At 75.1% G+C, this 13,407-nt stretch carries 7 protein-coding genes; all 7 read right to left on the bottom strand.

What is annotated here, in order from left to right:
- Positions 1 to 33: 33 nt before the first annotated feature.
- The 7 genes from ACS04_RS34590 to ACS04_RS34560 all read right to left on the bottom strand — a co-directional run bounded on the left by ACS04_RS34590 (position 34) and on the right by ACS04_RS34560 (position 13,362).
- Positions 34 to 3,273, bottom strand: coding sequence for a non-ribosomal peptide synthetase (locus ACS04_RS34590; RefSeq protein ID WP_053081115.1), 3,240 nt, complete (start codon positions 3,271 to 3,273; stop codon positions 34 to 36).
- A 19-nt stretch (positions 3,274 to 3,292) separates the two neighbouring features.
- Positions 3,293 to 6,502, bottom strand: coding sequence for a non-ribosomal peptide synthetase (locus ACS04_RS34585; protein WP_053081114.1), 3,210 nt, complete (start codon positions 6,500 to 6,502; stop codon positions 3,293 to 3,295).
- Positions 6,499 to 8,286 carry a condensation domain-containing protein gene (locus ACS04_RS34580; protein WP_048480925.1) on the bottom strand — a complete coding sequence of 596 codons (1,788 nt, stop codon included), beginning with the start codon at positions 8,284 to 8,286 and terminating at the stop codon, positions 6,499 to 6,501. The genes ACS04_RS34585 and ACS04_RS34580 overlap by 4 nt, the downstream gene beginning before the upstream one ends.
- Complete coding sequence (locus ACS04_RS34575) at positions 8,279 to 8,503, bottom strand: MbtH family protein (RefSeq protein ID WP_048480826.1); 225 nt, start codon at positions 8,501 to 8,503, stop codon at positions 8,279 to 8,281. The genes ACS04_RS34580 and ACS04_RS34575 overlap by 8 nt, the downstream gene beginning before the upstream one ends.
- 74 nt (positions 8,504 to 8,577) lie before the next feature.
- On the bottom strand, positions 8,578 to 10,845 hold the full coding sequence (locus ACS04_RS34570) for a pyridoxal-phosphate dependent enzyme (protein WP_048480825.1): 2,268 nt from the start codon (positions 10,843 to 10,845) through the stop codon (positions 8,578 to 8,580).
- Between the two features lie 2 nt (positions 10,846 to 10,847).
- Positions 10,848 to 11,828, bottom strand: coding sequence for a GHMP family kinase ATP-binding protein (locus ACS04_RS34565; RefSeq protein WP_048480824.1), 981 nt, complete (start codon positions 11,826 to 11,828; stop codon positions 10,848 to 10,850).
- Positions 11,794 to 13,362, bottom strand: a complete 1,569-nt coding sequence (locus tag ACS04_RS34560) for an argininosuccinate lyase (RefSeq protein WP_048480823.1) — start codon at positions 13,360 to 13,362, stop codon at positions 11,794 to 11,796. The genes ACS04_RS34565 and ACS04_RS34560 overlap by 35 nt, the downstream gene beginning before the upstream one ends.
- Positions 13,363 to 13,407 lie beyond the last annotated feature (45 nt).

Below are 13,407 nucleotides of genomic sequence, written 5' to 3'. Positions count from 1 at the left end.
CGGTCGGGCGTGACCGCGCCTGGTCAGGGGTGATCAGGCCTGGTCGCGGGAGCGGGGGCGCAGCGCGGGGCGGGCGGGGGCGGCGGTGGCCTCGGCGAGGCGGGCGGCGATGCCCGCGGGGGTGGGCGTTTCGAAGAGGTCGCGGATGCCCAGCCGTACACCGAGTTCGGTGCCGATGCGGCCGGTCAACCGGGTGGCGAGGAGCGAGTGGCCGCCGTGGGCGAAGAAGTCGTCGTCCATCCCCGCCTCCTGGAGGCCGAGGACGGAGGCGAAGATCTCGCAGACCGTCTTCTCGGCGGGGGTGGCGGGCAGCCGTCCGGCGGGGCGGTGCACGGTGCCCGGGTCGGGGAGGGCCTTGCGGTCGAGCTTGCCGTTGACGGTGAGCGGGAACTGCGGCAGGTGCAGGAACAGCGAGGGAACCATGTAGTTGGGGAGGCTGCGGCCCAGTTCCGTGCGGACCTCCTCGGCGGTGGGCGTACCGGTGAAGTAGCCGACGAGCCGCTGCTGGCCCGCGTGGTCCCGGTCTACGGCGACGACGGCCTCGCCGACGCCCGGTACGGCGCGCAGCGCGGTCTCCACCTCGCCCAGTTCGATGCGGTTGCCGCGGACCTTGACCTGGTGGTCCTGGCGGCCGAGGAAGTCGAGCTGGCCGTCGGCGCGCATCCGCGCGAGATCGCCGGTGCGGTACATGCGGCTGCCGGGCACGGCGGAGAACGGGTCGGGGACGTAGCGCTCGCTGGAGCGGCGCGGGTCGCGCAGGTATCCGGGGCCCACGCCGGTGCCGCCGATGAAGAGTTCGCCTGGCACGCCGGGCGGTACGGGGGCGAGCGCGGCGTCCAGCAGGTAGAGGGAGTTGTTGCGCAGCGGGCGTCCGACGGGCAGCCGGCCGTGTTCCAGCTGGGCGTGTACGTCGGGGCCGATGAAGGCGTGCGTGTTGTCGTCGGAGCACTCGGTGAGGCCGTAGGCGTTGACGATCGCGGCCTGCGGGTGGCGCGCGTACCAGCGGGTGCACAGTTCGGGCGGCAGCACCTCGCCGTTGACGATGAACCAGCGCAGCTCGGGCAGGGCCGGCGGCAGCACGCCGGTGTCCCACAGGTCGACGGCGGCGCGGACGAAGGACGGCACGGTCTCCAGTACGGTGATCCCCCTGCGCGCGGCGTCGTCGAACAGCGCGGCCGGGTCCCGGGCGGTGTCCCGGGTGACCAGGTGCACCTGTCCGCCGGTGATCAGCGGGGCGAGGACCTGCCACACGGAGATGTCGAAGGTCAGCGGGGCGTTCATCACCACGCGGTCGCCGTCGCCGAGACCGAGGTCCTCCACCTTGGCCAGGAGGTGGTTGTTCATGCCCCGGCGGTGGACCATGGCGCCCTTGGGCTTGCCGGTGGAGCCCGAGGTGAAGCAGACGTAGGCGAGGGCGTCGGGCCCCCCGGCCGGCGCCGGGCGCTCGCCCGGGGCCGCGGCGGCCGCGTCGTCGATCACCAGGACGGGCAGCCCGCCGGGGACCGCGGCGGCGATCTCCTCGGCACGCGCCCGCTGTTCGGGGGCGGCCAGCAGGCGGGCGATCCCGCCGCTCGCCAGGAGGTCGGCGGTACGGGTGACGGGGCCCTCGGGGTCGAGGGGGACGTAGGCCGCACCGGCCCCGAGGATGCCGAGCATCGCGACGGGGACGCGGGCGGTGGGCTCGCTGAGTACGGCGACCAGGTCGCCGGGGCGCACCCCGTCGGCGAGCAGGGCCAGGGCGAGGGCGTCGGCGCGGGCCACGAGGTCCGTGTAGCTCAGTTCGCGGCCGGTGTCGTCGGTGGTGGCGACGGCGTCGGGGCGGCGCCCGGCCTGCCGGCGGACCCGCTCGACGACCTCCGCGTACTCCTCGTCGCGGGCCGTGTCGTTCCATTCGACCAGGACCCGGTGGCGTTCGGCGGGTGAGAGCAGGTCCACGGTGCCCACCGGGCACGAGGGGTCCGCGGCGACGGCTTCCAGGAGACGGGCGAGGCGTTCGATCAGGGCCTGGGCGGTGTCGCGTTCGAAGACGTCCGGCCGGTAGTCGATCTGCAGCCGCAGCCGGTCGCCGGGGATGGCGGTCAATGAGAGCGGGTAATGGGCGGCGTCGTGCGGGTCCACTGCGGTGACCTGGAGCCCGCCCGCGCCCAGTGCGGCGAGGCCGGCCGCGTCGATCGGGTAGTTCTGGAAGGCGACGCAGGAGTCGAAGAGCTCGCCCGCTCCCGCGAGCCGCTGGATCTCGACCAGCCCCAGGTGGTGGTGGTCGATCAGGCGCGCCTGCTCGTCCTGGAGCCGCTCGAACAGCGCGACGAGGGACTCGGCCGGGTCGATGCGCACGCGGACCGGCACGGTGTTGATGCACAGGCCCACGATGTCGGCGACGCCGGGCAGTTCGGGGTCGCGGCCGCTGACGACGGCGCCGAAGACCACGTCCTCGGAGCGGATCTGGCGGCCGAGCAGAACTGCCCACGCGCCTTGGAGCAGGGTTCCGGAGGTGATCCGGTGGCCGCGGGCGAGGGCGCCGAGCCGTTCGGTGAGGGACTCGGGGAGGTACGTCTCCACGCGGTGGGGCAGCACCGAGCCGGGCGGCGGTGACACGGGCGCGGTACGGGTTCCGCCGGGCAGGCCGTCCAGCGCGCGGGTCCAGGCGTCCTGGGCGGCGGCCGTGTCACGGCTGTGGAGCCGGCTCAGGAAGGCGGAGTAGGGGGTGACGGGCCCCAGGGGGGCGTCGTCCGCGGCGTGCAGGGCGAGGAGCTCGCGGACCAGGACCGGCCAGGACCAGCCGTCCATCACGATGTGGTGGTAGGTGAGCAGCAGTCGGTGGGAGAGCGGGCCGGTGCGGACGAGGGTGAAGCGCAGCAGCGGCGGCCGGGCGAGGTCGAAGCGGGTGGCCCGGTCCTCGGCGAGGAGGGTGTCGACGGCTGCGGTGCGCTCGCTCTCGCCGAGCCCGGACAGGTCCACCTCCTGCCAGGGGGCCCGGACCCCGCGCTGGACGACTTGGGCGGGTTCGCCGGTGGCGCGTCGCAGGAAGCCGGCGCGGAGGTTGGCGTGCCTCTCCAGGACGGTGTCGGCGGCGGCGCGCAGCCGGTCCGCGTCGAGGGGGCCGTCGAGGTCGAGGAGCAGCTGGGCCACGTAGACGTCGCGTTCTTCCTCGTCGAAGAGGGCGTGGAAGAGGATCCCGTCCTGGAGCGGGGACAGGGGCAGGACGTCCTCGACCAGGGAGCGGGCGGCCGGGGCGGCGGCGGGTGCGGCAGGGGTGGACTGCGGGTGGTTCACGGTGGTGGTCCTTCGGTGGTCAGGCGGTCTGGGTGCGGCGGGCCCGGCGGACGATCGGCGGGTCCTCGGCGCCGGCACCGGCGGCCGCGGCGGCGGGCAGGGCGGCGGCCAGTTCGGCGACGGTGGGGCCGGTGAAGAACTGGCGGATCGCGATGGCACCGCCGAAGCGGTCCCGGACCTCGGCGAGCAGCTGGGTGGCGAGCAGGGAGTGCCCGCCGAGGTCGAAGAAGCTGTCGTGCACGCCGATGTGCGAGACGCCCAGGACCTTTTCCCAGATGGCGCACAGGGCGCGCTCGTCGTCGGTGCGCGGCTCCTGTCGGGCGCCCGCGGTGCCGGCGGTCGCCGGGGCGGGCACGGGCAGGGCGGCAAGGTCCGTCTTGCCGTTTGCGGTGACGGGGAAGGCGTCGAGCAAGGTGAGGGTGGCGGGGACCATGTAGTCGGGCAGCCGGGCCCGCAGGTGCTCGCGCAGTTCCCGCGGGTCGGGTGCGGGCGTGCCCTCGGCGGGGACGGCGTAGCCCGCGAGCGCGGGACCGGCGGCCGTGTCCACGACGGTGACGGCGGCCTGGCCCACCGCCGGGTGGCCGGCCAGGACGTGCTCGATCTCGGCGGGTTCGATGCGCAGTCCGCGGATCTTGACCTGCCGGTCGGCGCGGCCGAGGTACTCGACCTGGCCGTCGGCGCTCCAGCGGGCCAGGTCGCCGGTGCGGTACATCCGGCTGCCCTGGGGGCCGTACGGGCAGGCGACGAAGCGTTCGGCGGTCAGCCCGGCCCGCCCGAGGTAGCCCTGTGCGAGTCCGGCGCCCGCGATGTAGAGCTCGCCGATGACGCCGGGCGCCACGAGGGCCAGCCGCTCGTCCAGGACGTACAGCCGGGTTCCGTCGAGGGGGCGGCCGATCGGGACCTGCCCGGCGGGGGGCTCCTGGCCCGGGCCGACGGCGAAGGTCGCCGCGAAGGTGGTGGTCTCGGTGGGGCCGTAGGCGTTGGTGACGGTGGTGGCGGGGCAGGCCTCGCGGACCCGGCGGACCATGGACGGCGAGGCGGCCTCGCCTCCGGTCATCACCTCGCGCAGCGCTGCGAGCGCGGGCAGGCAGCGGTCGGCGAGGACGTTGAAGAGGGTGGCGGTGAGGAAGGTCCCGGTGACCTCCTCCTCGGACATCAGCCGGGCCAGCGCGTCCACGTCGAGTTCGCCGGGCGGCGCGACGACGACCAGGCCGCCGTTCAGGAGCGGCACCCACAGTTCGTAGGTGGAGGCGTCGAAGGCGTGCGGGGAGCGGAACAGCACCCGCTCGTGCGCGCCGCCGCGCCAGCGCCGGTCGGTGGCGAGGGCGACGACCTCGCGGTGGGAGACGGCCACGCCCTTGGGGGTGCCGGTGGAGCCGGAGGTGTACATCAGGTAGGCGAGCGCGTCGGCGTGCCCGCCCGGTCCCCCGGTGCCGGCCGTCCCGGCCGCCGCGGCGGGCCGTCCGTCCGGACGCAGTACGTGGCGCGGACCCGCCGGTACGGGTTCCCCCTCCGGGGCGTCGGTGACGAGGACGGCGGCCCCGGCCGCGGTGAGCACGGCCTCGGTACGGGCGCGTGGGGCCCGCGCGTCCAGCGGCAGGTAGGCGCCGCCCGCCTTGAGGATGCCCAGGCAGGCGGCGACGAGGTCGGCGGAGCGGTCCATCAGTACGGCGACGGACTCGCCCGGTCGGACGCCGAGGGCGCGCAGCCGTCCGGCGATCCATTCGGCCCGGGCGTCGAGTTCGCCGTACGTGGTCTCCCGGCCGGCGCAGAGAACCGCGGGGCGGTCCGGGTGGGCGCAGGCGCGCTCCTCGAAGACGCCGTGGACGGTTCGGGCGTCGGGGGTGACGGGCGCGCCCTGCCAGTGCTCCAGCAGGTCGGCGCGCTCCCCGGGCAGCAGGACGTCGAGTGCGGAGAGCGGGACGCCGGGCTCGCGGACGACGGCGTCGATGAGGTGGACGAGGCGGTCCAGCAGGCGGCGGGCCGTGGTCCCGTCGAACAGGTCGCTCGCGTACTCCAGCCCGAGGACCAGGCCCAGGGGTTGCCCGGTGGCCGGGTCGTGGAGCTCCTCCACCTCCAGGGTGAGGTCGAACTTGGCGGTGTCGGTGCGCACCGCCTCCACCTCGGCCCGCAGGCCCGCGAACGCGGGGCGCCGCGGCTCGCCGCGCTGGGCGGAGACGGCGACCTGGAAAAGCGGGTGGCGGGCGGGCGAGCGGGCCGGGTTGAGGCGTTCGACCAGCGATTCGAAGGGCAGTTCCTGGTGGGCGTACGTCTCCAGGGCCGCGGTGCGCACGCGGCCCAGCACCTCCGTGAAGGTGGGGTCGCCCGAGGTGTCGGCTCGCACGATCAGGGTGTTGACGAAGAGGCCCACGAGGTCGGTGAGGGCCTCGTCGTCCCGGCCGTCGACGGGGCAGCCCAGCGGCAGGTCGGTGCCGGCACCCAGGCGGGTGAGCAGGGCGGCGAAGGCGGCCTGGACGGCCATGAAGGGGGTGGCGCGGGCGCCTCGGGCCAGCGCGGCCAGTCCGGCGTGTGCTTCGGCGCCGGTCCGGGCCTCCACCAGTGCGCCCCGGTGGCCGGCCACGGCCGGCCGGGGCCGGGCGCCGGGCAGGGCCAGTTCCTCGGGCAGGCCGTCGAGGACGGTGGCCCAGTGGGTGAGCAGGCGGCCGTGCAGGGAGGCGGGGTCCTGGGCGGGGCCGAGGAGTTCGCGCTGCCACAGTGCGTAGTCCGGGTACTGGACGGGCAGTTCGGGCCAGTCGGGCGCCCGGCCGCCGCACCGGGCGGTGTAGGCGGCGGCGAGGTCGCGGACGAGGATGTTCACGGAGTGGCCGTCGCCCGCGATGTGGTGCAGGACCAGCAGCAGGTAGTGGTCCTCGGCGCCGTCGGTGAACAGCTCCACGCGCAGCGGTGGTTCGACGCGGAGGTCGAAGGGCCGGGACGAGGCTTGCTCGGCCCGCCGGGCGCGGTCGGCGGGCGGGCAGTCGGTGACGGTGAGGACCGGGGCGGCGTCCGCGGGGTCCAGGACCCGCTGGTGGGGGCGGCCCGCCACCTCGGGGAAGACGGTGCGCAGGGCCTCGTGGCGCCCGCTCACGTCCGCGAGGGCGGCGCGCAGGGCCGGGCGGTCGAGGGCGCCGTCCAGCCGCAGTCCGACGGGAATGTGGTAGAGCGCGCCGTCGGCGCCGTCCCGGGCGTGGAACCACAGCCGCTGCTGGGCGTGGGACAGAGGGATCACAGCAGGGCTCCGAGCTGGGATTCGAAGGTGTCGAGGTCGGCCTGGCTGACCTGGGCGAGCGGGACGTCGGAGGGGGTCAGCCCGCCGGCGTCGGGGCGGCCGGCGTGGGTGACGACGGCGCGCAGCATGGTGAACCACTCCCGCGCGAGGTCGTGGACCCACGGCCCGGGAAGGGCGTTGCCCGCCCAGGTCCAGGTGGCGCTGAGGGTGAGCCCGTCCGGGCCCTCGTGGGCGGCCGCGTTGACCTCCACGGCGTGGGCCATCGGGAGGCCTTCGTCGGCGTCGTCGAGGGCGAAGTCGTGGCCGGGCGCGGCGTCCCAGGGGGCGTCGCCGCCCATCGGGAACCGGCCGAGGTAGTTGAAGCCGATCTGGGGGATGCCGCGTGCCGCGAGATCGGGCCCGGTACGGGAGTTGAGGTGGCGCAGCAGCCCGAAGCCGATGCCCTTGTCGGGTACGGCGCGCAGTTCCTCCTTGACCAGCCGCAGGGCGGCGCCGACCGCGGGTCCGCCCCGGCGGGCCTCGTCGAGGTCCGGGCGGCCGAGGGCGAGGCGTACGGGGAACACCGTGGTGAACCAGCCGACGGTGCGGGACAGGTCGGTGCCCTCGGCGACGTCCTCCCGGCCGTGGCCCTCGACGTCGATGAGGACGGCGCCCTCCTCGTCCGCCCCGTCCGCCCCGTCGGCACTGCGCCGGCCGAGCACGGCGAGGGCCAGGGCGGTCAGCAGCACGTCGTTGACCGTGCCGTTGACGAGGCCGGGCGCGGTCGTGAGCAGGGGGCCCGCCACGTCCGGCCCGAGGGTCAGGGTGAGGGTGTTCTCCGCGCACTCCGGGTCGAGGCCGCCGGGCGGGCGGACCCCGGCCAGGGGCTGGGGGGCCTCACGCAGGGCGGCTGCCCAGCGGTCGGCTTCGGCGGTCCGGCGGCCTGAGGTCGCCTCCGCGCGCAGCAGGTCGGCCCAGTGCGCGAAGGGGGTCGCCGCCGGTTCCAGGACGGGCTCGCGGCCCTCGGTGAGCGCCGTCCAACAGGTGCGCACATCGTCCTGGAGGATCCTCCAGGAGACGCCGTCGACCACGAGGTGGTGGATGACGAGCGCGAGCCGTCCCTGCCGTCCGGCTCCCCGGTCCAGGAACACGGCGCGCAGCATGTGGCCGTCCCGCGGCGCGAGCAGGCGCCGCGCGGCGCGCATCCGCTCCCGGGTCAGGGCGGGCAGTTCCGCCTCGGCCCTCCCGCGGGCGTCCACGTGCTCCAGCAGGTCCGTCGCGGCGACGGAGCCGGCGGGCGGTACGACCGGTTCGGCGCCGGTGGCCCCGATACCGTCGGGCAGCCGCAGGCGGAGCATCTCGTGGGTGTCCAGGAGGGCATGGACGGTGCGTACGGCGGCGGCCGCCCCGAAGCCCGGCGGGGTGCGCAGGACGAGCGACTGGTTGTACGTGTCGACGGGACCGCCGAGTTCGGCGAGCCAGCCCATGATGGGGGTGGGTGCCACCGGGCCCAGACGGCGCGGGGGCGTGGCCGGGCCGGCGTCCTCGCCGACCCGGCCCCGGGCGGTGGCGGCGAGCGCGGTGACGCTCTCCGCGCGGAGCACGTCGCGGGTGCTGACGGCCAGGCCCGCCGCGCGGGCACGGCTGACGACCTGGATCGCCTGGATGCTGTCGCCACCCAGCCCGGTGAAGCTGTGGTCCGCGTCGACCTCGGCGCGGCCGAGGACCTCGGCGAAGAGGGTGCGCAGGGTCCGTACGGGGTCGGGTCCGGCCGGGTGCTCGGTGCGGTGGACGGGCTCAGCCACGGGGCGCGTCCCCGGTGAGGGCGGCCACCAGGGAGGCGGGGCGCATGTCGGTCCAGACCCGCTCGACGTGGTCCAGGCAGGCCTGGCGGCCGTCGGGGCCGTGCACCACGGTCCAGCCGGCCGGGACGGGGTTGGTCGCGGGCCACAGGGAGTGCTGGAGCTCGTCGTTGCGGACCACGACGTAGGAGGCGTTGTCGTTCTCGAAGGGGTTGCTCATGGCGGTTCACCTTTCGGGTCGGGTGCGGCCGTACGGGTCGTACGGCGCGTCGTCGGGACGGGTGGGGCGGAGGGTCAGGAGCGCGGCGCGGCCTGGATGTCGAGGTGGACGAGGGCGCGCGCGGCGTCGAGGGCGGTGTGCACGCCGTCGGGTTCCGCGTGGCGGGCGATCACGTGCCCGAGCCGGTCGGAGGCGCTGCGGGGCCTGCGTACGGGGGTGCCGGGGGCGGCGGTGACCAGCACCGATTCGACCCCCTCCACGACCGCCGCGGCCTCCGCGCCGTGGACGGCCGTGAGGGTGCCGTCGGTGTCGGCGAGCAAGAACTGGATCCCGGCGTGGCCGGCTTCCTCCGCCTTCAGGTGCGGGGGCAGGCCGAGGGCGGCGCGCAGCTGCGCGTCGAGGAGGTCGACGCCGGTGGCGAGCCGGATCAGTTCGGGGATCATGCCGCCGGCCGGGCGCGGGTTGATCTCGACGAGGGCGGGCCCGTCGGCGGTCAGTTTGACCTCGGTGTGGGTGGCGCCCAGCCGGATCCCGGCCGCGTCCAGGGCCGCGGTCACCGTGTCGGTGATCAGCTGGGCGGTGGCGGCGGGCAGGGGGGCGGGGAAGAGGTGGCGGTGCTCGACGAAGTGCGGGCCGGCGGTCACGGACTTGGCGGTGATGCCGACGCACACGGCCTGCCCGTCCAGGCCGAACATCTCGACGCTGTACTCCGGCCCGTCCAGGTACTCCTCGACGAGGACGGTGCGGGCGGTGGGCATGCCCCGCACGTTGGTGTCGATCGCGAGGATCCGCTGGATCTGGGCGCGGGCCTCGGCCTCGTCGGCGCAGAGCAGGACGTTGGTGGAGCCCGAGTCGTCGGCCGGCTTGACCACGCACGGCAGTCCGGTGCGGGCGACGGCGGCCGCGGCTCCGGCCGGCTCGCGGACGAGGGAGTAACGGGGCTGGCGGACGCCCGCGGCCCGCAGTCTCTCGCGCAGGGCGGACTTGTCGCGGCAGACCGCCACTGCCTCGGGCGCGTTGCCGGGCAGGCCGAGCCACTGGGCGATCCGGGCGGCGGCCGGTACGTAGAAGTCGCTCGTGGTGGTGACCCCGGCGATCTCCTCGCGGCGGAACCGCTCCTGTACGGCGGCGCGCAGGGCGGCGTCGGAGTTGGTGTCGCAGCGCACCACTTCGGCGCCGCTCTCCGCGAGTCCCCGGTAGCGGTCGGGGTCGCCGGTCAGCAGGACGGGGACGGTGCCCAGTTCGCGCGCCCGCGCCAGCGCGAGCATGCCGGTGCCGGTGGTGTTGGACTCGACGAACAGCAGGTGCCGGCCGATCCCGGCGGGCGGGCTGTAGGCGACGGTGGACCAGGTGCGCGCGGTCCCGTCGGGTCCGAGGGCGGCCGGCGCGGTGGCGGTGGGCACCTCGCGCAGCCGGTTCGCGTCCCAGTGCTCGTCGTTGTAGACGGTGTCGGCGTAGCGGTCGCCGCGGTCGGGGAGGATGCCGACGATCCGGGTGCCGGGTTCGGCGCCGTCGGCGAGGCCGGTGAGGACCCGGTAGACGGAGCCCGAGGTGTTGCCGCCGAAGATCTGCTGCTCGCGGGCGAGGTCCCAGGTCGCGGCGAAGGCCTCGTGGTCGTTGAGCCAGTGCACCTCGTCGACGAGGGTGCGGTCCAGGTTCTTGGGCAGCAGGCTGTTGCCCAGCCCGCTCTGCAGCCGCTGCGGTACGTCGGGCTGTCCGAAGAGGGCGCTGCCCACGCAGTCGACGCCGACGACGTGCAGGGCGGGCAGCCGCTCGCGCAGCGCCCGGGCGGTGCCGCACAGGGAGCCGCCGCTGCCGACGGCTCCGACGAGGGTGTCGAACCGGCCGAGGTCCGCCAGGAGTTCGCCGGCGAGGGGACGGTAGGCGCCGGGGTTGTCGGGGTTGGTGTACTGCTGCGGCCAGAAGGCGCCGGGCAGTTCGTCGAGGAGCTCCGCGAGCCGCTCCAGGCGGGCGCTCTGCCAGCCGTGGCTGGTCATCGCCTCGACGATGTGCACCCGGCAGCCCAGGGCGCGGAGTTTGGCGAGGGTGACGGGGTCGATCCGCGGGTCGGTGACGATGTGCACCTCGTGGCCGAGCGAGCGGCCGACGAGGGCGACGCCGAGCGCCATGGTCCCCGAGGAGCTCTCGATGACGGGGTCGCCGGGCTTCAGGGTGCCCAGCCGCCGGGCCTCCAGCAGGATGTTGCGGGCGACGCGGTCCTTCATGGCGAACAGGTTCTGCAGTTCCAGCTTGGCGTAGACCTCCACGCCCCGGGCCTCGCCCAGGCGCAGCCGGACCAGCGGGGTCCCGCCGATCGCGTCGGTCACGGTGTCGAACAGCATGCTCAGATCTCCAGCTCGGTGGGGTGGGCGGGTGGAGCCTGCGGGCTCCAGCTGTCGTCGGCGCCGAGGGAGCGGTGTACGGACACCTCGCCGCCGAGCGCCGCGCAGCCGGCCCGGATGTGCTCGGTCTTGCCGGCGAGGGCGGGGTCGTTCGCCTCCAGGAGGACACCGAGCATGGTTCCGCTGTGGGCGAGGACCAGGCCCAGCCCGTCGACCTCGCGACACAGGGCGTGCAGTTCGGCGAATCCGGCGCGCCGGCGGCGGCGGGCGTTCATCTCGGCGCTGCGGGTGGCGACGGCGCCGACCTCGGCGAGGTCGCCGCGGGCCACGGCGTCGGTGAGCCGGTCCAGCAGGCGGGCGTACTCCTCCCGGTCTGCGGCGTCGATGGCCCGGGCGCCCCGGTTGTGCGCGACCGTGTCGACCTGGCCGCCCTCGTCGTGGGCGACGACGGTGAGGGGCGGCAGCACGCCGAGGCGGCGGCCGAGGCGCACCTCCCGGTGGTGGAAGGCGACGATCTCGTCGTACATGACCCCGTCGGCCGGTTCGATGCCGCGCAGGAAGCCCTCCGTCTCGTCGGGGGTGAAGGCGCGCCCGTGGGCGGCCCCGACGGCCCGTACGGTGGCGACCAGGTCGGCGGAGGAACTGGCGAGGCCCTTGCCCTCGGGCAGGTCCCCGGCGACCTCCAGCAGGCCGCCGCCGGCCGTGCCGAGGGCGGCCAGGACGGCCTCGGCGACGCGGCGGGACTTGGCCTTGTGCGCCGGGCGCACCCGGACCTCGCGGCGGCCGGGCTCCGGGTGGAACACGGCGGTGGCCCAGCGGGCGAGGGGAAAGGTGACCAGGAAGTCCCCCTGCGGGTGGGGCAGGGCGCCCTGGAGCAGTTCGCCGAAGGTGCCGAAGGCGCTGCCGGAGCCGGGGCCGACGGGGACGGCTGTCGTCCCCTCGGCGGTGTCAGTGGGCGTGCTGTACGCGGGTGCGGGTGCCATCGCCGTCCTCCTCTTGGGTCTTGTCGGCCGGCGTTCCGTACAGGGCGCGCTCGCCCTCCTCGGCGCCCGCGCGGAGCGCGTCGGCGCGCGCCTGCCAGTCGGCGCGCAGCTGTTCGTACGTCTCCTGCTGGTCGCGCAGGACCGCGCGGACGGCGTCGGGGCGGGCCGACCCGGCGGACACCATGCGCTCCAGGCCCCGGTCGACGTCGAAGGCCTCGTCCAGGAGTCGGGCGGGGTCGGCGAGGGTGATGCCGTGTCCGGCGGCCGCCTCGGCCAGCAGGGCGGGTTCGCCGGGGGCGGGGGCGGCGCCCGCCGTCGCGGCGAGCACGACGTACTTCCCGGCGACGACCTGGGCGGTGCGCCAGGGCACCCCTTCGGTGAGGCAGAGGGCGTTGGCGAGGCTGAAGCCGCCGAGGAACTCGCGCTCGCACACCTGGCGCATGCGGTCGGCGCGGAAGGTCAGCCGGCGCAGTACCTCGGTGAGGAGGCGGACGGTGCCGTGGGCGGAGTCGAAGGCGTTCAGCAGGTGGGTGCCGGCCTCCTTGGACACCTCGACGAGATTGCAGAAGGGGGTGTTGCGCTGGCCCAGGAGCACGTCGAAGTGGAAGGCCGTCAGGTGGGCGGTGCGCCCCCGGATGCGCTCCAGGACCGGGTAGTTCTTCTTCTGCGGCATGGCGGAGGAGATGCCGGACAGTTCGTCGGGCAGTTCGATGAACCCGTACTCGCTGCCACCCCAGGTGAGGAGGTCGGTGGTGAAGCGGCTCAGCGCGGTGCCCAGCAGGCTGAGTTCCGCGGTCAGTTCGGCGCTCCAGCGGCGCGAGGCCACGGCGGTCAGGGCGTGGGGCTGCGGCCGGGAGAAGCCGAGCAGCCGGGCCATCCGGTCGCGGTCCCAGGGCAGTTCCTGTCCGGCCATGGCGCCGGCGCCGAGCGGGCAGGCGTCGATCCCGTCGTAGGCGTTCAGCAGCCGGGCGTGGGTGTGCAGCAGGTGTTCGGAGAGCGCGGCGAGGTGGAAGCCGGGGGTGATGATCTGGGCGGCCTGGAAGTGGGTGTACCCCGGCATGGGCAGGTCGCAGGTCTGCTGAGCCAACTCAACCACGATTGAGCCGAGTTCGAGGAGGGCGCTCGCGAAGCGGGCGAGCTGGTCGCGGCCGTACATCACCTGGGCGCAGGCCTGGAGGTCGTTGCGGCTGCGGTCCGCGTGCCAGTGCGTGACCGGGGCGGGCAGGCCGGCCTCGACGTGCCGTTCGAGGGCGAAGGCGATGTCCGACATGTTGGCGCCGGGCTGCGCGCTGAGGGTGTCGGGCCCGACGGCGTCCAGCAGGGCGGCGATCCGGTGGGCCTCCTCCTCGGTGATCAGGTCCATGCGGACGTATTCGGCGGCCAGGGTCTTCTCGATGGCGACGTAGTGGCGTAGCAGGTGGCGGGACTCGAACCCGAACTGCGGGGCGAGCACTTCGTCGTGGAGGAGTTCGGCGGGACCGCCGCGGATCCGGCCGCTCAGCTCGGGGGCGGGCCCCGGGGTGTCACTCGTCACGTGGTGTGTTCCGTTTCCTGTTCTGGTGCGGGGCGCGGGGGCATG

It is taken from the genome of Streptomyces roseus (assembly GCF_001044425.1).
Lineage (GTDB): Bacteria > Actinomycetota > Actinomycetes > Streptomycetales > Streptomycetaceae > Streptomyces > Streptomyces roseus.
The sequence above is the reverse complement of the archived record's forward strand: the minus strand, read 5'-3'. Positions and strand labels throughout refer to the sequence as shown.

Coding starts and splice junctions, on each gene's coding strand:
- ACS04_RS34575 (WP_048480826.1), bottom strand. CDS start 8,503: ATGAGCAACCCCTTCGAGAACGACAACGCCTCCTACGTCGTGGTCCGC.
- ACS04_RS34570 (WP_048480825.1), bottom strand. CDS start 10,845: ATGCTGTTCGACACCGTGACCGACGCGATCGGCGGGACCCCGCTGGTC.
- ACS04_RS34565 (WP_048480824.1), bottom strand. CDS start 11,828: ATGGCACCCGCACCCGCGTACAGCACGCCCACTGACACCGCCGAGGGG.